Consider the following 24,756-nt stretch of genomic DNA (forward strand, 5'->3'; position numbering starts at 1 on the left):
AGCGGTCAACTCTGTAATCACAACTCTCTAAAGTCATTGTGAACCGTCTGCGCGTCTATTGGGGCGAGCGGAAGTCCGTTCGCGCCACCTCCCTATCGAGTGTTACGGTTCCCGACCCAAACAAACGCCACCCCGCTTCGTTGGAATACCCACCCATCGTGTGACACGGAGATCGAGCGCTCAGGCACGTTCGGGGGCATGTGCTCGACGCGGGTCTTGTGACTACTCACGAAGAAGTCGAGCACGTTGATGTAGTCGATGTCCGTGTCGCTGTAATCAAGATCAATGTCGACGTTTCTGGTCGGTTGCTCCATGTCGAGGTGTAGCAAGTGTCCATGCTTGAAGAGCTTCACTCGCTGGGTGTAGCTCACGGTGACCGGGAGTCCCGCGTCAACGGCGTCTTTGCCGATCGACGCGCTAAAGATCTGGCCCTGCTTTCGAGCCGAGCGGCGGATTGCCCGGTGTTCACCGTCGACGGTGAACTGGACGATCTCGAACGCCTCGGTCGATCCAGCGTCGATACCGCTGTCCTTGCGCATGAACCAGGTCGATGTTGCCTCCGGGTCCGCCATGAGATCCCGATACTCTGCCCTATCCGACACCACGGCGAAACGCCGAACGGCGTGCTTCGGTACGACGGTGTACTCCCAACGGATGGTGGCAACGTAGCCGGGAACACTCGCTTCGCTCGTGTTCCTATCCATGGATAGGCGGATGAAGATCTTGACGTCGTGCCAGCGTTCGGTTGCAGTAATGGCCTGATCACGGACGTCGTCGTAGATTTCGCGAGCGAACTCTGCATCATTCAGCCGTAGCGCGAGGCTGTTTCGCACGATGCGGTCGAGCATGTCGGGTGTCGCAACTCCAGCAAGATCTTCGGCGTCGAAGGCGAACCCATCGATGACAGCAGCCTTCATGGCCGGCGCTTGGGTCGCGAGGATGCGGCGCATGCGCTCCTCTGCCCGCTCGTCATCGTCCTTACTCAGGAGGTAGTCGATCCCGATGCTCAAGATTCCGGCGGTGAATAGGGTCCCACCAACCTCGCCCCAGGGGAGAAACGCCAGATCGGCGAGAAGCGGTTGGCCATCAAGCCACCGTGCGAAGACCATCAGGACGAACCCGACGAAGCTGACACTGACGGCGATCAGAGCGAGCTTGAAGTTGTGAATTCGTTGGAGTGGGTCACGCATGAACTGTCCGAATTATACCAAAATTGAACATGCTTGTGTATACGAAAGTGCGCTTGAGCAGCACAAACGTAGTGAGCCGCTTATCTTGTCGGTGCCTGGGAGTAGACCTAGAGCGGGTCGGAACCCGAAGGAACGAGGAACAGCTGTGGCACTCAGAATCACCCACCGGCGGATGTCTCCCGGTGGGACGCGCAACGAGCACATCACAGACGTCTATTGGCGAGGTGATACTGGTGAGGGGGAGGGATCGGCTACTAAGGCTCAGATGGTCGACTACATCAACAATCGGAACTTCACGGCATACGTACGGGGTCCACAGTCGAAAGTTGAGGTAGGTACGGTGCACGAGGCCGGTGTGACGCCCTACCTTCGCACCCACGCGAACGGCTACTACAACGACAACCTGCTGTCACTGCCAACCTTTTGGCGCGCACGCGAGCGACCCTGCACCCACGGATGGGTGCAGGGTCGCTCGGTTTGATTGGAGGGTCAGATGAAGCCTCCACCGCCGCTGACGAATCCGCCGCCTCCGCTCATGGTGCACCTCCCCTTCTCTCGCCGTACCCATCGACCGGACGAGCGCCGCTGGAATCAATATCCTAAATTGGGATATTCGATCCCGCAAGGTGCGCTTGTCGGGTGGAAAAGTCGATCTACTCGGCCGAGTACCAGCAGCTCTGCGCATTACTTCGCCAGCTGCGGTTGGATGCTGGGCTGACACAGGTCGAGGTTGCCCGCCGCGTCGGGGAGCCACAGTCGTTCGTCAGCAAGTACGAGTCGGGGGAGCGGCGGCTCGACATCATCGAGCTGATGTACGTAGCTGAGGCCATTGGTTCGGAACTTCGGGTGATCACTGAGTTCGTTGATAAGCGTCGCGGGTCTGCGAACTAGCTGCGTTACTGACGGCGTGGCACTTCGATCGACGCGGTTTCTCGGTCGATCATCTAAACGTGCAGAGCAACGGCGGTGCGATCGCGAAACCGTCGGCTCTGCGCTTTCTTCTGGATGCAAACGCGTTCATCGCCATGGAGCCGTCCTCCGGTAATCTCGAGAGGGAGATGGATGCATGGCGGTGCCGATCGGTACCCTGGTTCAAGGGGCAGGAATCGAACAGTATGAGGGAGCACGGCTAGTGGCCGACCAACACATTTTTCTGAGCCATGCATTTGCTGATCTCCCGGTGGCTAAGTTGCTTCGCGACACGTTGGTTCGTGGTGGTGTCCCGACTGACCGGATCTTTTTCTCGTCCGCGCGGTCGACTGGAATTCCGTCGGGTCAAGACGTCGGAAGCTACCTGCGTGAGCAGCTCGGAGGGGCCGCGCTGGTGATGAGCTGATTTCGACTAATTTTCTATCGCGACCGATGTGTCTTACGGAGCTCGGGGGCGCGTGGGCGATGAAGAAGTCCACCTACCCTGTGTTGCTCCCGCCGCTTACGCGTGCTCAAGCGACCGAAGCGATTGGCAACATCCTGATTAACGACCTCGGGAACGATGCCGAGGTGGAGGGCATCTTCAGCGAGTTGAGCGGTCGCATCGAGAGCGATTTAGGGTTACGAACGCAGAAGTCGGCCTGGTCCGAAGCCGTCGCTGACTTCAATGAGGGGTTCGGTGCGGCACAGGCGAAGATCGCGTCGACGGCAGAAGCACCTTCGACAACTGACCTTAAAACGTCGAGTGTGATCGCACTCGACGACGACGTCCGGCTGATCAACGTCTCCGTCGTCGGTCGCGAACTTCGTGGTGAGGCAACGAACACGATCGACGGTCCATTCGCAATGGTGATTATTGGAGGAACATTCTATACGGACGCTGGTTCGATTGCGGGCGCCGTTAAAGATATTGTGAGCAACCTTAAGGCGGACCAGATTAGCGAAAGGCGCTCAACGTCTTTATGCTCTGTGGCAGAGGGAGCTCGACAAACTGAAAACCGATCAAGGGCAATAACGTTCAACTTCAATCTACAAACGTACACGGGACGACAGTCGGCTGTACCCGACGGCCTCAGGTCACAGACCGAGATCGCTCCGCCGCCCTCTTTCGATTCGACGTTGCTCTTCCGCCCGTTCGCGGCATTGCCGAAGGAACTCCGCATCGGCGTCAGGATTCTGCGCGTTCTGACGGCTGGGAGGAGTCTCGTATTCCGGAAACGTCAACACCGTGCGCCGAGTGTTCCCGTCTCCACCGGGCCACCCCAGATTCCGCCACCAACTAGGCGACCGGTGTATATCCAGACATCCCAGCGGCTGCATGTGCCCGGTAAACTGGTTGCCGCTACTAGCGGATTGAAGTTTGAGTAGGGAGGAGTGCCAGATGGCCGACCCGCTTCGTGTCGTCGAAGGGCACGATTTCGAGCTGCAGCCCGTCCATCAGGAGCGGCCTTACTGGTACACGGTGGACGACCTGATTGACCGCTATGGGTATCGGCGTGAGGCACTGGTGCAGCTGTTTGGTAGTGCAACACCCTGCCTCGGCGGCGAGCTGGGGTGGACAGTGTCGACTGTGGTCAAGGTTGAACGCGACATCATTGCACCTGCCCTACGGCTCGCCAAGGCGTCGTTCGTAAACGCGACATCGGCCGATGATGCACTCACCCGCGTCGACTTCGATCTTCCGTGACCCCCGATGTCGCGCCTATCGCAACTGCGTAAACGCCACCTGGATGGGTGGATTTTCTTTACTTTGAGAAACAGTTCCATCCAACTAGGGGTTGGGTGTACTTAAAGAACCGCGCACCCGGATGCCGGAACTTCATCCAACTTGACCCTGTTGCACCTGATCTGGTCCGGCTTTGAGTCGGAACGAGATCAGCTTCAGCTGTTCCTGGTATTCTGATCGGCGCGTTGAAGCCAACGCTACAACGCGGCCGCTCCACCAGACCATTCATACGACCGAGTTCGACTTCGAGCAGATTGGCCACCTATTGCTGGCGGCCTGTGTTTTGCCAGGCCACGTCAACACCGCCGAGGTTCCTGGCGAGTTGCGCGCATCCTTCATCTGTGAGGGAACAGACGAAATCGACGATTACCCTTCTCAGCGGAACTGTTCGCTTCTCTGGGGCGTCTAGATCGAGGACGTATGCCGCCAACGGTTGGGGTAGCGATGCGGCCCTACCTTCCGAGCACCACTCCTCTAACGAATGCAGCACAACATTGAGCGCTGCGAGTTGCGACCGCTCGTGCAGAGCGACCGATGGTGCCGAGACCACACGTCCCTGAGCGATCTGCTTAAGTACTTGAACTTCGTGCCAGTCATCGTCCCCAAAATGAATGAACGGGTTTGAGTTAAGGTCGCGCGAGAACCGTAATCCCTTCAGTAGATCCTTGATTTTCTCCGAAAAAACTTGTCTGACGGTTGCGTTCATGAGAACGCTGCCATCATAGGGTCCAGAAAAGCTATGCTTAAGCCACACTCGCACACGCATCAGTGCCTTAGCGTACGTGTGTTGATCGAATCTGTTGGTGTATTTACGTGCGAGGTCTTCGGCCGAAGACGTAAAGATACCGGAATATGATTGTGTATCATCGTTTATATTTAATTCCGAAGAGTCTCGTTTCAGATCATCGCAGATTTGCTCTATATTTATCAGGCCAGCCTGATAGAAATCCTGAAGATCGTGGATAGCGTACGTGATGTCATCAGCAATATCCATAATCGAGGCTTCTAGTGACGGGGCGGAGTCAGGCACAGTTTGGCCGACCGCCGACCTAGCAAATTTCAGATTGGTTATGTCATCAGCGTATACGCTGAATTTATTAGAACGCAACGCCTGCGAATGATCCCGCGACCATGGATACTTTTGTACGGCCGCCATGGACACGGCCGTGAGATTGAGACCATATTTACCCAAAATGATGTGAGGGTCAAGCTTGCTCAACACGCGTGTTGTTTGCGCATTACCTTCAAACCCGTCACCATTTTCGTCCAGTTCAAGGAGCCATTTATCAAGAAACTTCTCAGCGGCATGCCCGAAAGGAGCGTGTCCAATATCGTGGGCTAGTCCAGCTAGTTCACAGGCTGCAATATCCAAACCCCCGGCCAATTGAATATCGAGTTCTGTAATGTTTTCGATAATGTCCGAAGGCTGACTTGTCCGATCGGCACCACCGTTGGCGCGTGCGATGCGCACAACATCGTTTGCAATTTCGCGAGACAGCGTCGCCACCTTATGAGAGTGCGTTAGGCGGCTATGCATCGAACCGTGCCTTAGAGTCGGACTGACTACTTGGGTCACTCCCGCAAGTCGAGGGAGATAGGAGCTATATATAACCCTTCCACGATCGCGCTCTGTGGGTGTTCGCATGTCCAAGCTGTTGGACCCGGGGTTCTCACCAGTAAGCTCCCGCGGCCACAGAGCGGTGAGCCTCGCATGACGAGCACTTTCTAACTGGTCAACAACAAGGCTTCCGTCCGCCGCGTCTTTCAATGCACGTTTGGAATTCAAGATATTACGCTATGATCGTGAGGTAAGAAAACCATCTCGTCGGTCGTTTTAAGCAGCCCACGACTTAGCGCGAACTGTACGCCGAACATTATTTCCCTGCTTGAACGCGGTGATTCGTCGAGCAGTCTGTCTAACAGTTCGCTTCGATCTATTCCATTCACGCGCCAAGTTTCGTGATTGGAAATCAGCGCAATTGCAGATTTCGCAAGTTCCTGCAATAGCATCTCCTGCGACCTGGTAGGCAGCTCGGAAATAGGTGCGCTCATCCTGTTCTCCATCTTTGTTGTTGATTTCCCGGGCGGTTAAATTATATATGCCAACTATAAAGCATCAGAGTCGGCTATTGCAATAGAATTCCTATTCTAGTTAAGAACCGTGCGGAGGTACCGTCAGGAAAGCCGCTCGTGGGTTTGAGTAGTTCAAACAGGTTGAGAAGATGACCGCCCGGAACGGGGTGCCGAATGAGTAATGAGAACCGATCGAGTCCAGTGTCATCTGGTCAGTGTACGACCGTTCATGTGTCCTCGCGACGCGTAGTCCAATCCTAGGGGAGAAGGGTGCTCGCCGGGGTAGTCTGATGAAAACGACAACCGTGAGTGTACTGATCAACCGCAGTCGAAGGGATGCATAGTGAGTTCTGGAGACCTGCCGACTGCTTACGCGAATTATGTATCTACCCAGATACGTCCGTTGCAGGATCGTCTCAAAAAGGTTTTCAAGGCATGGGAGCGCGAGGAGTTTTGGGCGGAGGAGCGACAGGGATCGCAGATCACCATCCCGAGTCCAATCCAACGGACCTACAGCCGAGTCAAGCGGTTGGAGAGTGTCGAGGACAAGGCAAAGAAAAATGATCTGGATTTGCAGAATCACCCGGTTGTCGTAATGAATGCTATGTCCGACATGCTCGGAGCGCGCGTCGTAACCTATGTTACGAACAACATCCCATTGATCGACCGTGCGATCGCTCGCACCCCTGAATTGGAACTGTCGAAGCATACGAAGCCGAAGTTCTACTTGCCGAAAGATACGATGGATCGCCTAGCGTTAGATTCCGAACGCTTTGACATTTCGGAGGTGAAAGACACCGGGTACTCCTCAGTCCACTACGTTTTGCAGTATGTCGGAGATGCGAGCCGTGAGTACCCAGAGTTTGAGCTACAGGTCCGCACGATGCTCATCGAGGCATGGGGAGAGATCGAGCACAAGTTTGCTTACAAGCCCAGTTCGTCGCCCGAAATTGGAGTCCGGAGGCAACTGCGTATAGTAGCCGATCATCTCCGAGCGATAGACAGTCATTTCGATCTGATTCATGATCGATTGCAGTATCTTCGAGGCATTAGCAACCCGGGTGATCGTGATCTCGTTGACGAGGTGAATATCACTCGAATATTCGCCGAAGTGCAAATTCCGCTTCGCGAAAAGGATGTGGTTCCTCTTTTGTCGATTCTCTACGATAATGATTTAACGGATATCGGCAGTCTGCGAGCTAGGCTAAAGCCCGAGATAATTTTGGAACTAAAGAAGCAGCTTGCGCTTCTGGAACCGCCACAGGAGTTGACCGGATTTCATCTGATCTCGACAGTCGTAAACCTAAATGCAAATTCCAGCGCTGCTGAAGCTAAAGCCGAGCTACTCCGTAGGTTGGAAAGTGTAGAAGCGAGCAGAATTAGGTTCGACTAATGTTGCGTAATGATTTTCTCGCCGACCTCCGACGGCGTTGCTGGTAGATTGCAGGTTATAATACTCTGCGCCGACGCAGTTGTTCCGGCCCTTGAACCCGCTGGCGACGTGGCCCGCGGCCTGCCCGTGCAAGATGGAGTGATAGAAGTCGGCCTGGAACCTGTGTTAGAAGGCCACTTGTCGAGCATCCGACACGTCTCGTTAGGTTTGAATGCTGACCACCCATTCGCCAAGCAAGGATCGCTCGGTGCGGCCGTCAAAAACGCGGTGGTTCAGAGCCTGCTTTCGTTCAATTGAGTGCTGGCCGTTTGGATCTCTGGGCTTACTGTTTGGCGGGCAAGGCAGTAGCCTTAAAGCGACGAACACATAGGCGTCGCATGCGCGGCAACGAGGGAACGGGTTCGCGTGAGTGAATTCGTAGCGCACCGTTCGTTGCCGTACGCGTGCGTCGTGGCGGTGATCGCCGTAACGATTGCATTTTGGCCACGACCTGGCTTGACGTCGCCTCCCATGGATTCCAATACGCAGACTAGTGTCGGCGAGGACACGCCTGGAGCGGTCAGGTCGGAGCTCGAACCGATTCCGGGCGCGCCTCAATCGACTTACGAAGGTTGCACTACCGGGGATTGGACTGCTGCCCCGCGAGCGAGCACAAGTCAGCTGTGCGTCATAGTTCTCGGGCAGCATCGATGAGTTTGGTTCTTCGTTTTCGTGGACCAACTTGCTCGGACAGGCTCATACCTCGTGGAATGTCGGAGCCAGGCGAGCTTGACAAGGTTCCACGGGGGCCGGCTGATCGCAGTCGCTTAGGCAGCTCTGAGATGACGCCAGTCTTGGAGCTCGGCAACGTGATTCCTATTGAAGCCAAAATTCTTAGCGACTTCTGTGGTGCCGCCGTTGCTTCTCACCAGCCAACTGAGCAGGGTGCCGTGCATCGCACGAAAACCTCCGGGCTCATTTCTGCGCCACTTCGACATCTGGATCTGAAGTGATCGATATCGGGAGTCATCGATGTAGTCGAGTTCGTGCGCGCGATAGATGAGAGCCGCGACGGATACTCCCCATGAGGCTTTCAGTGATACGAAATGCCGCATATTGGGCTTATCGACCATCGCCGCGTCGAAGTCTGCTCGTGGGAACAGCATTGCGCCAGCAAATCGATTGGCCTCTGATTCCACGTGATCGTGACGACTTGTGTGCATCGCAAGGTGTCCGATCTCGTGCGCCAAGCTGAACCGAATTCGGTCACCTGGGACAGCGGGATTGAGGCCGATCACGGGAACGCCTTCGACCCAAGACGACAGGCCGTCCACGCCGTCGAGGCCAAAGATCGGAATGAGACAGATCCCTGCCCTCTCCGCCGCGTCGGTCAAGTTCTGTATCGGCCCGGACTCCTCCCTGTCGAGCAGTGACCTAACCTCCGCCGCGAGATCTTCTACAGTGTCAACGCTGGTCGGAGCAGCGAGCCTCTGGAGGTTGCTCGCGGGTGCCTGCGGGGTAGCCGCCTGCAGCTCGCGGAAAACCTCTCCCGCCAGCCGAATCAGTTCTTTCGCCCGCTTTTTCGAAGCTACGGACGTTGCTGCCCTTGTGCGATGAAGCGGCTCTGACATATCGGGTAAGACCAATCGATCATCCCCGTAGCCAATAGTGTCCAGGCTGCCAGCGAACGTGCGGCGGCCGCTCTCGATTGCAGAGATCATGGCTGTCGATAGTCCCAGGCGTTCAGACATCTCAGACTGCGTGATTCTCTCGATTTCCCGGAACGCCTTCAGACGGTTCATTCATCACTCCCGGCCTCGTCGCCCACGTCGCCGACCTCGTCCCAGTTCGTTTCACTACCCTGGTCAAACTCCCCTTCGTTCAACGTTGAAGCGGCAGCGGATGGCCAATACCCGATAGCTTCTGGTGCACCGTCCGGGAACAGTCGGCGACTGCCCTTCTTTGCGTATGATTCGCACCACGACAAGGTCAATCCGGTCTTGCTGAACCTGTAGACAAGTAGTTTCACGCCTGACAGGACACGTCGAACATCGAGATCCAGAGTCGGATCGAGGTGCTCCTGCTCGATCCGCAGGGCTTTCTCGCTGCGAATCAACAGGTCGGTATTGAGAGTGGTGTCGGTGACGAGGACCCGGCCCATAGAGACATAGGCATTGCCGAGTACGAAGCGGTCATCCTTCATGACGCGACCTTGAACGATGGATCTGAACAGCTGCGCTTTGGCCAGCACAGTCATAGGCCAATCATGTTCTGTGGCGAAGTTTCGCGCGGCCACCGCTGTCTCGTCGTACGAGTCCAGCATCATTCCTGCCAAGTCGTCGACCTGTGCCATCTCCATGCCTAGAATCTTACATCATGCGTAGAATTTGCACACGAAATGTAACCGAGCGTCTTGCAAGCGAATGGCTTCTTGGGCGACTGGCGAACGGCATGCGGCGGTCAAGGCCGCGACGGGGTGCGAGCAAGACGGAAAGACCACGCGATCCGCCGCCGCGACGTGCGTGGGCTCGGGACATGCTTTGGCGCAGCGCAGCTCGGGCGCACCCAGAGGATCCTAGTTCGACATGTACGAGTCGTATGCCTCCGAGCAAGCGCCCCAGCTAACACGCGAGGAAGCGACGGCACACTTCGGACTGCGACCTTCTCGGCCACGCGTACGGTGTCAGTGATCTTGGCGATTCGATTGTCGTCACTATTGTGTCAACTGGCTATCCTGAATTGGTACGAAAGATCTTCACAATGACCGTGTGACCTATAGCGCTACAACTCCAGCACTAGCATCTGCACTAGGCGAGGCTACCGCTTGGCCAGCGATACTCGTAGTTCCTTCGCGTGCAAATACGGTGTGCCCAATGCGATCATGTACGACACGATGAAGTCGTCATCGAGCTGTTCAGCCCTCAGGTCATCAACTGCGTAGGCAACCCTGTTCATAGAAAAACTGTCGCGCGACCGATATCCGTTGTTGCCGTAAAACGCAAGGCGTTCAAAGACGGCATGGATCTCCTCACCCACTCCTGGATGATGTTCGCCTGTAGTGAGATTGAGCGCTCTGGTGGCGGCGGCCCACCCCTCTAATCGAGGACTGTCATACTCAACCAAACCCAAGGTCAGCCCCCTCGCGAGCGACACTCCGAGTGGCAACAGCTCATCGCTTGGCGTAAACACAAGAACTGGACCGCCGCTCCGGGTGGGCGACGAACTTCTGGGCGTCGCAACATTACCGTTGGAGGCGAACGCTCGAACACTGGATTGGTAGCTGAAGCTCTGCTTGACGGCCCCAACCGTGATTCGATCACCGATTCGTGGGCAGTTGGCCTGCAGCCATCGGACCACAACTGCGTTGTCCAAGTTTATGTCTGATCCTTCACGATACGGAATCCACACGCCGTCATGGTGGGCACTGCGCTTGTTCACAGTCGTAGCATATACGGCAGGTATAACGCGATACCTTCGCCCGCTGGAACCCCGGGTGCGCATCTCCCGATTCGGAGTTCAGTCATCCGCATGATCTCAGGTAACACCGACTAGCTCAAGAACACCTCAGTCGATCGCATATCTGCCTCGTGTCACCTTCTCTATGGAACAGAAGAAACTACTTCCAGTGCTTGACAGCGCTCGTGACACCGTCTCGGCCGAACTCGACGCGATCAAGCAAAGCGACCGGCAGGACTCAGCCGCTTGAACCTACAAGTCATACCACTTGCTCAACTTCCGACGTGTCTCCTTCGATAGGTTTCAATGCCCCGTACTTACCTCCGCCAAGTGACAATCATTTTCAAATGACAGAGGTGCGTCGAGTTTGAACATTTTTAGTCGAACTCGACACGCTTTTTTGTCCGGAGGTCAGAGGGGTTCAAATCTCGCTTGGTGTTTTCCTGCGCAAGGACTTAAAGATCAAAGGATTTTATACGGAATATTATCTCGATCCAATATTTCAGTGAGGTCAGATTGACGTGAAGGCGCGACAGAAAGAGCAAGAAGGTACTGGGCACGGCTTGCACCTACGTAGAGGACTCTTCGTGCTTCTGAACTTATGCCATTGTTCCAATCATTCAAACCTGGCTGTATGCCTCTCTGAATTGCATGTGGGATATGAAGCATGACTGCCGGAAACTCTAAACCTTTCACGCCGTGAATGTGCGCATGTCGGATCACATTATATTCTGAATTTCGTTTTCGTGAAAGCCACATGTTCCATACATCGTCGCGCGGAACCATAAATTTGCGCCCAAGGTTTGCCAATCTGGGCGCTTTAATGTCTTTCGTTACGTTAAAAATTGCAGCAGTGATCGCTTCCTTAACGTGCACCTTGGTAGTCCACTGATTCGAAGCAACAAGGAGTTGGGCTAACGACAGTTGAACTGTATTTATATCTAGCTTGAGATAATCAAGCTTTGCCTCACTGGTCCGGGCTTCCGGTGCCAGCGTGGCCAGGTCGAAACACTTGAATATTAACGCGAGATAAGACGGTAAAGACTTTCGGCGAACCTCCGGATCGCGGCTAGAGTTTAGGCGCATTAATATGCTAAGTAATTTTCCTGTATTGTGATAACCGTCCTCAATGTTGACGGTCGTGTCACCGGACATCTTCGCGCACTGCTTCCGCGTGGGCGCAAGCAAGATTCCTTTGCTTTCAGCGATATAAAAATCCGCCATCAGCCTACGGAACTTCTCTAGTCTTGCGGAGTCAGTCCCAGTCAGTATAAAAATGTGTTCTGGGATACCCTCCGGGCGTTCTGTGACGGCAGAGATGATCTTATCGCGGCCAGCCCTAAGGCTCGTCGTGATAGCACAGATCGCGTCTGATGACCGATAACAGTCATTGAGTCTGACTACACTGGACGGTGCTGTGGATGCAACGAGATCGGAAAATAGTTGCGGCTTGGCGTTCCGAAACTCGTAGATGCCTTGATCTGGGTCTGCGACAACTACTACGTTGATGTTGAGTCTTTCGAGTTCAGAGCGAATATCGTACTCGATCTGCGAGCAGTCTTGAAATTCATCTATAATTATTTCGGAAAAACGCCTTCGTAATCGATCCGTGACTGGATCCGGTATGGATCCTTTTAAGAGTTTCAAAGCAAATGTGCGTGCATGATCGCAATCATAGACGTGCTTTGCTGTGAGGCTTTCGGCAAGTTTCTGTGCACGATCTTGGATACCATCGATGCCAATTCCAGCGGTGGACAATGCCCTGAGGTACTGTTGCGTGTCGACGCTGGGTGTTTCGGTTAGTGCTACTTTTCCGCTGGAGTTTGGTGTGAACTGTGACAATTCGATTCCCTTGCCAGTCACAGATAATTCCCGAAGTTCTGTCCAGTCAGCTTTGAGATCATCCCAACTGTCCACGTATTGCGGGCGTCGTCCTGTTATTCTAGTGACATGCGGTGTAACAATGAACTGGTGAATAAACCGGTCGAATGTGCCGATGAAATGCGGCGGCTTGGCCAAATCTCTTTGTTTGCGCGTCCTTGAAAGGATCTCCGCTACGGCAGTATTAGTAAAAGATACGAGTGCGACGCCTCGCGTAGATGCGTGTACTTGTTGATCAAAGCGAGCCAGGATTGCCCTGGTCTTTCCTGCACCGGGGCATGCGGATACCACTTTGGTTTCAGCATTCAGAACTTGTTCCTGGCCCTCACTTAGTTGCATCTTGCGTTCCTTTTTGCTCATCTTTTACAGATGTGAATCCAGTACAGATTGCCTCGATTGCCGATTTGATGTACGGAGGTACTGCGAAGTCGTCTGTGTCAACTTCATCATTTTCGAGAGCCTCAGCGATGAGCTGGGCGAAGTCGCCTTTTCCTAAGTCGAGGTTCCCTTTGTCAGCTTTGATCGCGTCACTAAATGCTTTTGCGCGGTCTTCAGGCGTCGCCTTCTCCATCCCTTTGAAGAAGGCATTCCACTTGTCACCGGACTGAGGGTGTAGCTTAATGTACGCCTCGCGAAGCAGGGGTTCGTTCGAGCCCTCTGAGAACAGATCTGCCTCCAATGTACGTAGACCCACGTGTACTGACAATCTACCGTCGGCTACCGCTTCGGCGAAGCCTTTTTCGTATGTTGTCTTACGGATTGTTCCTGCTGCTTTGCCGTTCTTGTCGATGTCTCGATCGGTAATTACTACAATCTTTTCGACACGCGGGTGATCACCTAAAAGCAACAGCTTTAAGTATGGTTCGAAATCAACGCCGTCAATGGCCACGAAAGTACAGCCGGCTAGGTGTCTATTGGCGAGTTTGTCTTCTTTGTACAACTTCTGCTTGGCAAACGCGGGGATCAGGACTGATTCTGCTACACCTTCGACCAAGACGATGTGTCGAGCAAATAAAAGCGATGATCTCGTGACCGAGAGATATCTGTCGATCTTACGTCGCTCAGCATCGGGCAACTTGAGGGATTTTAATGCGGTTGCCTTAGTCTCCCAACCTTCAACTTGTTCGTCTTCAGCGACTTCCATCTGGTCGTCGCCGTCAACTGACACCTCTTCTGGAGCAAGCTCCTCTTTGTTTCCGATCGTCGCCGTTCGTGCTATTAGCACTACCTCGTCGATGGACACGGAACTGGCTAGGTTCGGTGAATGGGTTGTTACAACAATTTGTATTTGACCAGCGGGAGCAAGCGATCCATCAGTCTCGACCTCGGTTTGGCTCTTTGAAGCTTGTTGGCGTAGGTAGTCCAGTAGTACTGACTGTAGTTGAGGGTGTAGATGTGCTTCAGGTTCCTCAACGAGAAGGATCGTGAGATCATAATCCTTAGCGTTGACGAGCTGTACGACTATCGTAGCTATGTATAGCAAGCTTGCGTAGCCTAGCCCGGACGAAGCTAGTCGCATTGGATCAATCTTAGAATCTGCTAGTTGCATTCGCATCAGACCGGCGAGTCGGCGAAGCTCTTGTTCCCGGCCTCCGAGACGGAGGTTGTGTTGCCTAGACGGCGGGGTCATACCTGTAAGGTGCGTCTGTATCTGCTCTTGTGCTTTAACCGGAAGATCGAGCCCTGATATGGCTGTCAATTTATCGTTTGCATCTGCAATAAAATCTTTTCGCGCAGTTTCGTCCTTCGAGGTAAGTACTCGTAGTACCTCTGAAAGCCGCTCACCGCCCCCTGAGTCAAGCTCTCGAACGGCGTCGCGCAGTGGTGGAAGGTAGACGTGAGCTATACGACGACGGTTGATAGGTTCTGGATCGTCTGCGTTTACGTCACCCACCGTAAAGTGGCTCGCTTTCCAGTACGGGTCGTCTGGATTTCGACTGAATGTGTTTCTGTAAATAAGATCGTCGTGGTCGTCCACTAGCTCTGTCATGAACACAGCCTTCTGTGCATCTGATAGATCTGTGTATCGAGCCATAATCTCGACAGGACTCTGCGGATCGGAGTTTCTCGATACATCAGATTCGACTGAGTAGGTAAGCCCACCCCTTTCGATAGCAGATGTTGTGACCGCTCGGATTCCGTCGACGACGGCGCTCTTGCCGGACGCGTTCTCGCCAATAAGTACCGTAATCTCCCTAGAAAGTTCGACCTTTGTATCCTCGCATGACCTGAAATTTTTTAGATACAGTTCCTTGAGCCACATTGATCGATTCTCCTCTTTTATGCTTTACCTAATATTTAAGCATAGTGAGTATACCTTTCGGCAGACCAAACGTTATGTATTGCTCGCTTGCTGGCGCGTCGCGCATGTCCACCGTGGATTTGGAATGCATTTGATATGTGGATAGTAGCAGTATTCATTAAGTTTGGCGGATCAAGAGCTATCGAATTGAAAGATCTGTTTTGCAACTCTTTTGTCTATAGGCAAACTGTAGAATGAGGTAACCCTATGACCAAATCTAAAAACCTCAAACCCGACGAAGAACGCTTAGAAAAGCACCGCAAAGACAACCAGCTGGCACAAGCGGAGCGCAGTCTCCGCACCATCGCCCGAGCAAACATCGCCATCGCTCGTGACATGCAGCGATCAGGTGAACTCGGACATCTACCACCGATGCCTGTTCCCGCCGTCGATCCGATCGTTGACGCAACGAGTCTTCTGTCTCGCGAAGACCAACGCACCGCACCCTCGACGATGCGGCAAGCCCCGCAATCAGACGGATCAGGGATCTACGCCTCCGAGGGCGCCTATGCGTTCGCTCTGATCACCGATCATGGCTATGTCGCCTACCGCATCCCGGTGGAAGACGACCACATACTCATGACCCCAGGTAAGAATGACTACCTCTACGACAGCGCAGGTGTGCGCATTCCTGCGTGGCGCATCACCCTCTCGTTGGCGGAGAGACCGTTGCTTGTGGCCTTTGATACTGGTCGTGAGACCGTCTCGGCCGAACTGGACGCAATGGAGCTAAGCGAGCGGCAGGGCTCAGCCGCTTATCCTTGCAGCTCAGACCACTTGCTCAACATTCGACGCGTTTCCTTGGACAGGTTTGAATGCCATGCACTTACCTCCGCCACATGATTCGCTGTTGGAACCCGGTCCACCCGCAAGGGTGGGCCGGTTTTGTTTGCCCGGACGAAACTCGAACTACGACGTGGCCGGCGGGCTGGTATCAATACCAGCTCAGTGGGTACTACCTGCGAATGAGCGAAGAAGCGCGGCGCAGCGACGGCGACAACGAGGGACCTCTGGAAGAGGAACTCGAGGAAAGTTTCGACGCTGTCGTCTCCGAAGGTGCCGAGCGCTTGCACCGCACCGTGCGCACAGTCCTGATCACCGGATTCTTCGGCGGGCTCGAAGTTGCTCTGGGTGTGATGGCGTATCTCGCGGTGCTGGACGAGACCGACAGTCATCTACTGGCGGGCCTGGCGTTCGGCATCGGCCTGGTGGCTATCTATCTCGCACATGGTGAGCTGTTCACCGAGGACTTCCTGATGCCGATCGCAGCGGTGGTGGCCCGCAACGGAACACCGTTGCAGCTGGCGAGGCTGTGGGTCGGGACGTTACTGGCCAATCTGTTGGGCGGTTGGTTCGTGATGTGGTTGATCGCGCACGCGTTTCCGCAGTGGCTCGAGGTGTTGTCCGAGTCGGCGCATCATTTCGTCGACGCACCCCTGAATCTTCAGTCGATCTGCCTGGCTGTTCTCGGTGGCAGCACGATGACCCTGCTGACCCGCATGCAGCAGGGAACAACATCCGACGTCGCGCGGATCATCGCCGCAATGGCGGCTGGTTTCCTTCTGGCCGGACTGCAGTTGTTCCACTCGATTCTCGATTCCCTGCTGATCTTCGGGGCCATCCACGCGGGTGCCGACGTGAGCTATGTCGCCTGGATCGAATGGTTCGGATACACAGTGCTGTTCAACATCATCGGGGGCGTCGTGTTGGTCACCGCGCTGCGCTTGGTGCGCACGAAGGAGCTGGTGAAGTCCGAACGTGACCGACATTCTGAGTAGCGCTGGGTAAGAGGAGGTTTTGGAGCCTTCTCGGTGGTGAGAGCGGTGATCGAACCCGCTGCTACCTTCGTCGGTATGAACGCTGCCAAGCAGGCTTATGTCGGAATCGTGGTATTCGAGCTCGGTAAGGTCGCCGGCGACGGGGAATACTATCGCGAGGACTTCTATTTGGTCCACGCGGTGGACGATGCTGCTGCACGGCGAGCTGTCGAAACCCTTGCGCGCGAGCATGAGTATGCGGTTGGCCCCGGCGAGGACCGGTCGTACATCCGGCTGGCGCATGTGGTCGATGTGGCCCGGGCGCTACAGAATCCAACCGAAGACGCCGTGGATCTCTATTCGCGCCACTTCGCTTCCCTGGAAACCTATTCCGAGTTCGAGATGATGCTCGGGGGACGTGATCCGTTGGCGACGTGAGCGCGAGACGTCAACCTTCGTCCGACTCCCAACGCTCCAGGCTCGATCCGGTCTCGAAGCGTCGCACAGATTTGGAGATCGGGTCGATGAATTCGATTGCACTGGCGAGTAATTGGAGTGGATCGGTGAAATCGTCGACGGCCCGGTTGGTGGCCGTCGGGTAGAGGTCGTCACCGAGGATCGGCACCCCGAGCGAATTCATGTGCAGTCGCAGTTGATGGGTGCGGCCGGTCAACGGTGTCAGTCGATAGCGGCCGAGTCCGGCCCGATGGTCCAGGAGTTCGACGGTGGTGTGCGCGTTGGGTTCTCCGGAGACCTCGTGGGCCGTGAATTGTCCTCTCTCCGAGACGATTCGACTGCGAACGATGGTGGGCAGGGTCCGTGTGGGGTCGTACGAAGCGATTGCCTCGTACTCCTTGTGAACCTTTCGATCCTGGAACAACGTCTGATACGCGCCACGAAGTTTCGGGTCGACGACGAACAAGACCAGACCCGCGGTGACGCGGTCGAGTCGGTGCGCGGGCACCAGTTGCGGTAGATCGAGTTCCAGGCGCAGTCGCACCAGCGCGGTCTGCAGGATATGTCCGCCGCGGGGGATGGTCGGTAGAAAGTGCGGCTTGTCGATCACCAGTAGCGCATCGTCGCGGTGCACGATCGAAATATCGAACGGCACAACGGTTTCCGTCGGAAGGTCGCGGTGGAACCAGACGGCCTCGCCGGCCACGTACGGCGCGTCGGAGGAGATGGGGCCGGCCATGTCGACGATCTCGCCGGCGTCGAACATGGCGTCGATCCGGTGTGCAGGGATTCGTAACTCGGTCGCCGTCAGGAACTCACGGACGGTGCGCCATGTGCCGTCCTCGGGCATTCGGATGCGCGCGGGGTCCAGTCCGTGTCGCTTCGCCAGGGGAGGTTGCTGGCGTCGTCTCACCGAATGAGCGTATCCGCCCGCCGAGATCGCACTTGTGCGGACAATTCCGAGCTATCTGCCCGCACAAGTGCGAATTCGCTACTCGCAGCCGATGCCGTCGTTGTCGCGGTCGAGGTGGGGGCCGTAGCCGTACTCGTCGCGGTAGACGGGAGCGGCACCGGCGTCACGCGCGGCGTCACAGTTCTTGTACTGGAATCCGCTGGGCTGAGGTGCGGGCGCGGGTGCGCCCTGCGGCGCCGGCGGGGGTGCGAAGGCGGGCGGCGGAGGCAGGATGCAGAACTGGGCCGAGCCGGCTCCGCACAGGAAATCGGTGATCGGGTCGGCGGAGGCGACGGCAGGGGAGGCGACCACGGCTGCCGCCGCAATCACGCTGGAGATGCCGATCTTGACCAGCAGGTTTTTCGTCTTCATGAGGTTCCAATCGAGGGGGGTGTGACGTGGAGCATTGCCGGGCGGTCATTGAACTGTCAATGAAGTCATTCGCACGACCTACGGGCGCGTCTCCTGAACACGAATGTGTTTGGAACCCGCCGATTCGGCGTACTTACGAACGTATGAGCGAAAACGAGCAGGTCAACCAGAACCCCGAGAAGGATCCCGACGATTGGGTCACCGGCGACGAGCCGATGACCGGGCCGCAGAAGAGCTACTTGAGCACCCTCGCTCAAGAAGCCGGGCAGGAAGTCCCCGACGATCTGAACAAGGCTCAGGCGTCGGAAATGATCGACAAATTGCAGGGCGAGACCGGCCGCGGCTGAGTCGGCACCACGGAAGTCCACTCGATGTGACATCGACCCCCGAAAAGTCCACCGAATGTCACATCGAGTGCCTCCCGAACGACGGCGAGATTCGGTACATCGGACCAGGTAGACCGTTACATTTTCGGTAGATGTAACAAAGGATTACGCAGACTTTTGTACGCGTCGTTTCGCGGCTACTGTGAGCGGACCCACAGGCTTCGGCGTGTCTGCGTAGCGGTGGGTACGTTGTGTAACGGATGTTGTTTGTGTTGCGCCCGCGAGGGTGCGCCTGGGGAGGATGGCAGATCAGATGCACCGTCGTGTGTTGGCAGTAGCGGGAACTGCTCTGGCAGTTTCCCTGCTGGGGTCGGGTCTCGCCGGGGCGCAGCCGCTGCCCGGTACCGGCAGTTCCGATGGTGGCGGTGCAGTGCCCAGCATGGAGGCCCAGTCCCTGCCGACGGCGTCGGCGCGGATCGATCGGGTCGACATGCTGACCGACCGCCGCGCTGCGGTGTGGGTCGACTCGCCCGCCATGGGCCGCGCCATTCAGGTCCAGGTTCTTCTTCCGGCCGCGCAGGCCGTATCGCGTCCCACGCTCTACATGCTCGACGGTGTGAGTGCAGGCAAGGAATCCGATTACAAGGAAAGCACCTGGACGCAGAAGACCGACATAGTCAATTTCTTCGCGGACAAGCAGGTCAACGTGGTGCTCCCGGTCGGCGGATCGAGCAGCTACTACACCGACTGGAATGTTTCGGATCCGGTACTCGGTGTGAACAAGTGGGAGACGTTCCTGACGTCGGAGCTGCCGCCGCTGATCGATGCGCGCTTCTCCGGTAACGGCACCAACGCGATCGCGGGTGTCTCGATGGGCGCGCAGGCCGCGATGGATCTGATCACGCGTCACCCCAAGCTCTACACCGGCGTCGCTGGCCTGAGCGGTTGCTACGACAATTCGCAGACCAACTTCAAGGACGCGGTGCGCGCTACCGTCGCGACCAACGGCGGAAACGCGTCCAACATGTGGGGCGAGAACACCGATCCTCTCTGGGTGCAGCACGACCCATCCGCCAACGCCGAGGCCCTCCGCGGCAAAGACGTCTACATCTCTGTCGGTACCGGTTTGCCCGGCCCGTACGAACTCGGCCCTGGCGGCAGCGGACCGGAGAGTGCGCTCATGGGCGGGCCGCTCGAGGCCGCCGCGCTGTACTGCACGACGGTGTTCGATACGAGACTGCGCGCGTTGGACATCCCTGCGACAACCGTCTATCGCCCCTACGGCATTCACGGCTGGCCGTACTGGCAGGACGACCTGCGTGAATCCTGGCCGACGCTCGAACGCGCGCTAGGCCTGTAGGGCGTACTTCAAGAACGCGTCGTTCTCGTGCGGGTCGCCGATGGTGACCCGCACGCCGTCGTTTCCGTAGGCGCGCAGCAGCAGGCCCTGTTCGGCTGCAGCCGACGCGAATGCACCGGACCTCTCGGCCAACGGCAGCCACACGAAGTTGGACTGCGAGGCGTTGACGTCGAAGCCTCCTCCGATCAGAGCGTCGCGTACGCGGTCGCGTTCGACGATGAGGGCGTCGGTGCGGGCCAGTAACTCCGCCGAGGCCTCGAGCGACGACAACGCTGCCTGCTGCGCGATCGTGCTGACTGCGAAGGCGATACGCACCTTGGACAGCGCTGTGATCACGTCCGGGTCGGCTACCGCGTAGCCCACCCGCAGGCCGGCGAGACCGTACGCCTTCGAGAAGGTGCGAAGCACGATCACGTTGCGTCGTCCACGCGCGAGTTCCACGCCATCGACGTGATCACCGTCAGCGGCGGGACGGGTGTACTCGAAGTAGGCCTCGTCCAGTACGACGAGGATGTTCGACGGCACCGCGTCGAGGAAGGCCTCGAGCTCGGCGCGCCGGACGACGGTTCCCGTCGGATTGTTGGGGTTGCACACGAAGATCAGGCGGGTGCGGTCGGTGATGGCCGCGAGCATCGCGTCGAGATCGTGCACGTGGTCTGCGGTCAGTGGAACCTGCACGGGCGTCGCACCGGCAACGCGCGCGATGATCGGGTACGCCTCGAACGAACGCCATGCGAACAGCACCTCGTCGCCGGTGCCACACGTGATCTGAACGACCTCTTGGCACAGTGCAACCGAACCGTTACCTGCGGCCACATTTTCGGTCGCAACGCCGAGCTTCTTCGCCAAGGATTCGACGAGTGCCGTCGCCCGGATATCGGGGTAGCGGTTGACGCCACCGACGGCCTCGGCAATAGCGGCATGCACGCTGGGCAGGGGGCCTTGCGTTGTTTCGTTGCTCGCCAGCTTGATTGCCCCCGGAAAGCTACGGCCGGGAATGTAAGCGGGGATGGCGTCGAGGTCGGGGCGGATGTGCGCGGTCACGGCTGCCATTATGCGCTCAGGTTCGGGGTTGACTTCTACGCGTCCGTGTTATTGCTGTGCACGACCGGACCGATCGTCCTATCTTCGATAAGTATGTCGGGAATCTTCAGCGACGTCGCAGTCCTTCGGTCCGCCACCGCGCCCACAGTCGGCGCGGACGACGAGGTGGATACGTCCGCGCACGAATCTCCCCCACGAGAGAAGGTGCCTCTGACGGCCGTCGAACCGGAGGGCACACCGCGCGGCGGAATCGTCGTGTTGCACGAGGCTCGTGAAATTCCCCAGTCTCTGCTCGACCTGCTGCGTGCGCTGGCGATGGAAGGCTGGCTCGCCGTCGCCCCGAATCTCTTTCACCGGGGTCACAGCGACGACAAGGAAGTCTTCGGTGACGACCTCTTCGCAGACTTCGACGCCACCTCCGACTGGCTGGTTCAGCGCGGGGTCTATCCAGATTGTGTCGGGGTCATCGGATTCGACGACGCTGGCACAGCAGCGCTGATCGTGGCCACCAGCCGTCCGGTCGGAGCGGCGGTCAGTGTTGCCGCGGCGGGCATCGTCGAACCGCTCAACTCCGACGCGGTCGCATTGGTCGAGGCTGCACCCAAGCTGCAAGCCCCCTGGCTCGGTCTCTACGGCGAGGACGACCCGCACACCCCACCCGATCACATCGAAGCCCTCCGCGAGGCTGCCACGCACGCCTCAGTGGCCACGAACATCGTCAGCTATTCCGGTGTGCAGCATCGGGCCGATCATCCCAGGGAACAACCGGGCAGCAGCGACCACACCGACCCGGCCGAGGCCGCACTCGTGGACGCGCAGACTCGAATCTTCGATTGGTTCGACAGCTTCATGCGTTGACGAGCAACAAGCATCTTTTACGCGAACGCCGTGCGAACCTGAGGCGTCGACCAGCCGTTTTGCCTTCTGGCCTTTGCCGTGTGTAATCTCTTTCCTCGGCGGTCCGAGAGGGCCGGCAGCCTAGGAGGCGTGCCAGAGCGGCCGAATGGGAGTCACTGCTAATGACTTGTCCTTTCACCGGGACCGGAGGTTCAAATCCTCTCGCCTCCGCCACGAACGGTAGATTTTTATCGTTCAGCTAGACCAGTTGGATAACTGAACATGCGCCCGTAGCTCAACGGATAGAGCACTTGACTACGGATCAAGAGGTTAGGGGTTCGAATCCCTTCGGGCGCACAGGAAAAATGCCCCGAACTGCAGCGATGCGGTTCGGGGCATTTTTGTTTGCGTGGATTGGCCCCGGTCCGGCCGGGATCTGGACAATTCAAACAAACCGGGCGTAGGGTTTGTTGTCATCCCTGGAGGAGGCAACGTGAGCGATCGATCGGGTGGACCGGCAGCCGTGAGTGAGTCCGACGCTTCGCCGAGAGCCGTGGTCCCGCGATTGGCCGTCCCTCTCTTGTTCCTCTCACTGCTCTTCGTCGGTGCTGTGCCGTTCTACGTTCGGCAGCCGTTCGAGGCCGGTGAGTCGGTGTCGGATCCGATGTGGGTGGGCGGATCTGCGTTCCTCACAGCACCGGAAACAAGTCTGTACTGGCTGATTGCCGTGCCGGTGTGCATCGGGGCTGTCGCGGTTTATTGCGGGTGGAGCGAACGTAGATCAGGCATCACATCGAAGGTTCGGCTGTGGCTCGTTGCAAGTCTCGGATCATCAGTCCTGACAATCGTTCTGCTGCAGGGCGGACTGTTGTTCTACTTCGGCAATCTGACCATCAGAGGGCTCGTGCCCCTGCTGACGTTATCGGCGGCCGTTCTGGTGTGGGGTGTCGGTCTGAGATCACTCCTACTGACGGCAGTAGGAGCTGTCGCGGTAGCTGCGAGTCTGGTGTCGAACCTCTACGACGTCGAGAACCTGGTTCCGCGAGAATGGGCATTCGACTCCCGCTTCAGCCTGTGTCTGAACATCATGCTGACGGCATCCGTGTTCGTGGTCGGAGCGGTGGCGTCATGGTTTGCCGAACGGTCCAGGCGATAAGCCTGCCTCGCCCCCCCGCATGTCATCGAACTCGATGCTGACACGCGGTGGTGCCGACACCTAGGGCGCGACGAAGCACAGCGGCCCAGCCGGGGTGGCTGGATTGACGTTCACCGTTGCAACAGGGCCACCGGCCGACGTTTGGTACGCCATCAATGAATGCTGACCGGGGGTGGTAGGTGTCCACAGAGTCACTTTGTGCCCGAGTACGACTGGGGTGCTGAAGTATCCATCGAACTGCCATACGAAGTCCTCGATGGGCATCGCGGACTCGGCATCCAGTGGAGCTATGTCGACGCGCGGTTCGACCAGCTGTTCGGTGCGAGCGACGGCGACGTACGTGCATCCGACCCCGTACGGCGTGGTCTGCCCGAAACTCAGACCGGGAAGTATGTCGAGACTCACGACTTCGGCCGACGCGCTGGGAGCGCTGAGCACTGCGGCTGCTGTACAGAGAACGAATGCGACAGGCGAATAACGGACAAACCGCGGAATCTTCATGCCCCTAGGTCGACGCACGGTCATCGCCCGTTACATCCCCCTTCCGTCGTGGGCGACGCTGCGAGACGTCGGTCAGGGTTCGCCGGGTCGTCGTCGGCAGTGGACACTGGCAGGGTGGCAAATCCAGGTGACCCGAAGTCGGTGTGGTCCACAGTGGCGGTGGTCGTCGGCACCGTGGCAGCCGGCGTCGTAGTCGCCGGTCTACTCCACGATCCCCAACCCGCCGCCGTGTCGATACCCGGCTGTGAGGAGGTGCTCTTGCCCGAGGACATGCAGAGAATCAATTACGCAATCGCGGGACCCGATTCTGTCCCCGCGGGGTTCGACGCATCGGCCAAATCCGCCGCCTTGATTCAGGCACTGCCCGCTGGGACCACGGTGGAGCCCGATGCGATGTTCCCACCGCTGACCTTCGACACCTTCGACACCGGCGCCACTGCGTACGGGCGAATCGCGCTGGGCGGGGCCGTGGGCGACGTGAACGTGACGCTGTCGACATCCGATCAACCCGTCGGGGCGTGTATTGCGGGGTACGTCGATGAGCGCCGCACACTGAATGACGGCACCGTCGTCGATGTCAGGTCATCCGAAAAAGGAAGTCGCGTAGAGGTATACGCGACCGACGGCAGCCATGTCGATGTATCCGCCGATCGCGTGCTGACGGTCCAACAAGTAACCGACATCGCGATGACCCCGGGACTCCGCAAAAACTGAATTCGCCGTCGGCCGCGAATGGTCCTGAGATCACATGGACGATGCCGCGAAGGTCAGAAACACGATGAACAATCCGACACCCCCGAGCGCCGCACCGATCACTGCCTCCCGACCGTTGGACGCATCGCCCTCGACCGCGCGGCCGAGACCGATCCAGCCACTGATCACCGCGACGATTCCGGTCGGGATGGTCACGAAGTCTCCGACGAACGGCACGAATGCGCAGATGACCGCCACGATGCCCGCCACCAACGCCAGGCTTCCGGCACCGTCGCGGAACATCGACTGAGAAGGGGACTTACGTTTCACCGAGTCTCCAATCGAGTGCAGCGCGAACGTGCCAATAGAACC

Annotated in this window: 27 protein-coding genes and 2 tRNA genes; 17 read left to right on the plus strand and 12 right to left on the minus strand. The window is 57.4% G+C overall.

The window, feature by feature from the left end:
- Nucleotides 1-92: 92 nt before the first annotated feature.
- The gene (locus tag BH93_RS02445; RefSeq protein ID WP_155291011.1) at nucleotides 93-1,109 is read right to left on the minus strand and encodes a hypothetical protein; all 1,017 of its coding nucleotides are present in this window, start codon (nucleotides 1,107-1,109) and stop codon (nucleotides 93-95) included.
- Between the two features lie 253 nt (nucleotides 1,110-1,362).
- On the opposite strand from BH93_RS02445, the gene BH93_RS28270 reads away from it, so the two are divergent.
- The 5 genes from BH93_RS28270 (at nucleotide 1,363) to BH93_RS02470 (ending at nucleotide 3,807) form a co-directional block, all read left to right on the plus strand.
- Nucleotides 1,363-1,671 carry a DUF3892 domain-containing protein gene (locus tag BH93_RS28270; RefSeq protein ID WP_371832091.1) on the plus strand — a complete coding sequence of 103 codons (309 nt, stop codon included), beginning with the start codon at nucleotides 1,363-1,365 and terminating at the stop codon, nucleotides 1,669-1,671.
- Between the two features lie 158 nt (nucleotides 1,672-1,829).
- Nucleotides 1,830-2,081: a helix-turn-helix domain-containing protein gene (locus tag BH93_RS02455; protein ID WP_037174728.1), complete on the plus strand. Its 252-nt coding sequence runs from the start codon at nucleotides 1,830-1,832 to the stop codon at nucleotides 2,079-2,081.
- Nucleotides 2,082-2,256: 175 nt separating this feature from the next.
- Nucleotides 2,257-2,526 carry a hypothetical protein gene (locus BH93_RS02460; protein ID WP_155291010.1) on the plus strand — a complete coding sequence of 90 codons (270 nt, stop codon included), beginning with the start codon at nucleotides 2,257-2,259 and terminating at the stop codon, nucleotides 2,524-2,526.
- A 59-nt stretch (nucleotides 2,527-2,585) separates the two neighbouring features.
- Nucleotides 2,586-3,488, plus strand: a complete 903-nt coding sequence (locus tag BH93_RS02465) for a hypothetical protein (RefSeq protein ID WP_155291009.1) — start codon at nucleotides 2,586-2,588, stop codon at nucleotides 3,486-3,488.
- A 13-nt stretch (nucleotides 3,489-3,501) separates the two neighbouring features.
- Nucleotides 3,502-3,807: a hypothetical protein gene (locus tag BH93_RS02470; protein WP_052065226.1), complete on the plus strand. Its 306-nt coding sequence runs from the start codon at nucleotides 3,502-3,504 to the stop codon at nucleotides 3,805-3,807.
- A 301-nt stretch (nucleotides 3,808-4,108) separates the two neighbouring features.
- On the opposite strand, the gene BH93_RS02475 is transcribed toward BH93_RS02470, so the two are convergent.
- Complete coding sequence (locus tag BH93_RS02475) at nucleotides 4,109-5,491, minus strand: deoxyguanosinetriphosphate triphosphohydrolase family protein (protein ID WP_242459205.1); 1,383 nt, start codon at nucleotides 5,489-5,491, stop codon at nucleotides 4,109-4,111.
- Nucleotides 5,492-6,262: 771 nt separating this feature from the next.
- On the opposite strand from BH93_RS02475, the gene BH93_RS02480 reads away from it, so the two are divergent.
- Together BH93_RS02480 and BH93_RS02485 are read left to right on the plus strand one after the other, a co-directional pair.
- Nucleotides 6,263-7,312: a GTP pyrophosphokinase gene (locus BH93_RS02480; RefSeq protein ID WP_037174721.1), complete on the plus strand. Its 1,050-nt coding sequence runs from the start codon at nucleotides 6,263-6,265 to the stop codon at nucleotides 7,310-7,312.
- Between the two features lie 9 nt (nucleotides 7,313-7,321).
- Nucleotides 7,322-7,609: a hypothetical protein gene (locus BH93_RS02485; protein WP_037174720.1), complete on the plus strand. Its 288-nt coding sequence runs from the start codon at nucleotides 7,322-7,324 to the stop codon at nucleotides 7,607-7,609.
- A gap of 509 nt (nucleotides 7,610-8,118) precedes the next feature.
- Here the strand turns inward: BH93_RS02485 and BH93_RS02490 are convergent.
- The 5 genes from BH93_RS02490 to BH93_RS02510 form a co-directional block, all read right to left on the minus strand.
- Nucleotides 8,119-9,093 carry an ImmA/IrrE family metallo-endopeptidase gene (locus BH93_RS02490; protein WP_037174718.1) on the minus strand — a complete coding sequence of 325 codons (975 nt, stop codon included), beginning with the start codon at nucleotides 9,091-9,093 and terminating at the stop codon, nucleotides 8,119-8,121.
- Entirely contained in the window at nucleotides 9,090-9,650 is a 561-nt protein-coding gene (locus tag BH93_RS02495; protein ID WP_037174717.1) for a hypothetical protein, read from the minus strand. Before BH93_RS02495 ends, BH93_RS02490 begins: the two co-directional genes overlap by 4 nt.
- Nucleotides 9,651-10,108: 458 nt before the next feature.
- Nucleotides 10,109-10,729, minus strand: a complete 621-nt coding sequence (locus BH93_RS02500; protein ID WP_155291007.1) for a hypothetical protein — start codon at nucleotides 10,727-10,729, stop codon at nucleotides 10,109-10,111.
- Nucleotides 10,730-11,209: 480 nt separating this feature from the next.
- Entirely contained in the window at nucleotides 11,210-12,988 is a 1,779-nt protein-coding gene (locus BH93_RS02505; RefSeq protein ID WP_080739101.1) for a UvrD-helicase domain-containing protein, read from the minus strand.
- Nucleotides 12,954-14,891: an AAA family ATPase gene (locus tag BH93_RS02510; RefSeq protein ID WP_080739100.1), complete on the minus strand. Its 1,938-nt coding sequence runs from the start codon at nucleotides 14,889-14,891 to the stop codon at nucleotides 12,954-12,956. The genes BH93_RS02505 and BH93_RS02510 overlap by 35 nt, the downstream gene beginning before the upstream one ends.
- 246 nt (nucleotides 14,892-15,137) lie before the next feature.
- Between BH93_RS02510 and BH93_RS02515 the strand changes: the two genes are divergently transcribed.
- The 3 genes from BH93_RS02515 (at nucleotide 15,138) to BH93_RS02525 (ending at nucleotide 17,125) form a co-directional block, all read left to right on the plus strand.
- Complete coding sequence (locus BH93_RS02515) at nucleotides 15,138-15,773, plus strand: hypothetical protein (RefSeq protein WP_155291006.1); 636 nt, start codon at nucleotides 15,138-15,140, stop codon at nucleotides 15,771-15,773.
- 122 nt (nucleotides 15,774-15,895) lie between these two features.
- A complete protein-coding gene (locus tag BH93_RS02520; RefSeq protein WP_037174714.1) occupies nucleotides 15,896-16,708 on the plus strand; it encodes a formate/nitrite transporter family protein in 813 nt (270 codons plus the stop codon).
- A gap of 45 nt (nucleotides 16,709-16,753) precedes the next feature.
- The gene (locus BH93_RS02525) at nucleotides 16,754-17,125 is read left to right on the plus strand and encodes a DUF4288 domain-containing protein (RefSeq protein WP_242459101.1); all 372 of its coding nucleotides are present in this window, start codon (nucleotides 16,754-16,756) and stop codon (nucleotides 17,123-17,125) included.
- 10 nt (nucleotides 17,126-17,135) lie between these two features.
- On the opposite strand, the gene BH93_RS02530 is transcribed toward BH93_RS02525, so the two are convergent.
- Both BH93_RS02530 and BH93_RS02535 read right to left on the minus strand, forming a co-directional pair.
- Nucleotides 17,136-18,056 carry a pseudouridine synthase gene (locus BH93_RS02530; protein WP_242459102.1) on the minus strand — a complete coding sequence of 307 codons (921 nt, stop codon included), beginning with the start codon at nucleotides 18,054-18,056 and terminating at the stop codon, nucleotides 17,136-17,138.
- A gap of 78 nt (nucleotides 18,057-18,134) precedes the next feature.
- Complete coding sequence (locus BH93_RS02535; protein ID WP_037174711.1) at nucleotides 18,135-18,467, minus strand: excalibur calcium-binding domain-containing protein; 333 nt, start codon at nucleotides 18,465-18,467, stop codon at nucleotides 18,135-18,137.
- A gap of 143 nt (nucleotides 18,468-18,610) precedes the next feature.
- Between BH93_RS02535 and BH93_RS02540 the strand changes: the two genes are divergently transcribed.
- Both BH93_RS02540 and BH93_RS02545 read left to right on the plus strand, forming a co-directional pair.
- Complete coding sequence (locus BH93_RS02540) at nucleotides 18,611-18,814, plus strand: DUF3072 domain-containing protein (protein ID WP_032381115.1); 204 nt, start codon at nucleotides 18,611-18,613, stop codon at nucleotides 18,812-18,814.
- Between the two features lie 292 nt (nucleotides 18,815-19,106).
- Nucleotides 19,107-20,153 (plus strand): alpha/beta hydrolase, encoded by a 1,047-nt coding sequence (locus tag BH93_RS02545; protein ID WP_037175084.1) that lies wholly within the window; start codon nucleotides 19,107-19,109, stop codon nucleotides 20,151-20,153.
- Here BH93_RS02545 and hisC read toward each other — a convergent pair.
- Nucleotides 20,142-21,197, minus strand: a complete 1,056-nt coding sequence (gene hisC, locus BH93_RS02550; protein ID WP_037175082.1) for a histidinol-phosphate transaminase — start codon at nucleotides 21,195-21,197, stop codon at nucleotides 20,142-20,144. The genes BH93_RS02545 and hisC overlap by 12 nt on opposite strands.
- 93 nt (nucleotides 21,198-21,290) lie before the next feature.
- Here hisC and BH93_RS02555 point away from each other — a divergent pair, with 93 nt between their 5' ends.
- From BH93_RS02555 to BH93_RS02570, 4 genes are all read left to right on the plus strand, one after another.
- Nucleotides 21,291-22,055 (plus strand): dienelactone hydrolase family protein, encoded by a 765-nt coding sequence (locus BH93_RS02555; protein ID WP_037174710.1) that lies wholly within the window; start codon nucleotides 21,291-21,293, stop codon nucleotides 22,053-22,055.
- A 123-nt stretch (nucleotides 22,056-22,178) separates the two neighbouring features.
- Nucleotides 22,179-22,268, plus strand: a tRNA-Ser gene (locus BH93_RS02560).
- Between the two features lie 50 nt (nucleotides 22,269-22,318).
- Nucleotides 22,319-22,391, plus strand: a tRNA-Arg gene (locus BH93_RS02565).
- A 136-nt stretch (nucleotides 22,392-22,527) separates the two neighbouring features.
- On the plus strand, nucleotides 22,528-23,190 hold the full coding sequence (locus BH93_RS02570) for a hypothetical protein (protein WP_155291005.1): 663 nt from the start codon (nucleotides 22,528-22,530) through the stop codon (nucleotides 23,188-23,190).
- Nucleotides 23,191-23,250: 60 nt separating this feature from the next.
- On the opposite strand, the gene BH93_RS02575 is transcribed toward BH93_RS02570, so the two are convergent.
- Nucleotides 23,251-23,628, minus strand: a complete 378-nt coding sequence (locus BH93_RS02575) for a hypothetical protein (protein ID WP_242459103.1) — start codon at nucleotides 23,626-23,628, stop codon at nucleotides 23,251-23,253.
- A 177-nt stretch (nucleotides 23,629-23,805) separates the two neighbouring features.
- On the opposite strand from BH93_RS02575, the gene BH93_RS02580 reads away from it, so the two are divergent.
- Entirely contained in the window at nucleotides 23,806-24,405 is a 600-nt protein-coding gene (locus BH93_RS02580; protein WP_155291004.1) for a hypothetical protein, read from the plus strand.
- Between the two features lie 30 nt (nucleotides 24,406-24,435).
- Here BH93_RS02580 and BH93_RS02585 read toward each other — a convergent pair whose 3' ends face one another.
- On the minus strand, nucleotides 24,436-24,714 hold the full coding sequence (locus BH93_RS02585; protein WP_242459104.1) for a hypothetical protein: 279 nt from the start codon (nucleotides 24,712-24,714) through the stop codon (nucleotides 24,436-24,438).
- Nucleotides 24,715-24,756 lie beyond the last annotated feature (42 nt).

Origin of the sequence: Rhodococcoides fascians A25f (genome assembly GCF_000760935.2) — a bacterium.
In the GTDB taxonomy this organism is placed as follows: domain Bacteria; phylum Actinomycetota; class Actinomycetes; order Mycobacteriales; family Mycobacteriaceae; genus Rhodococcoides.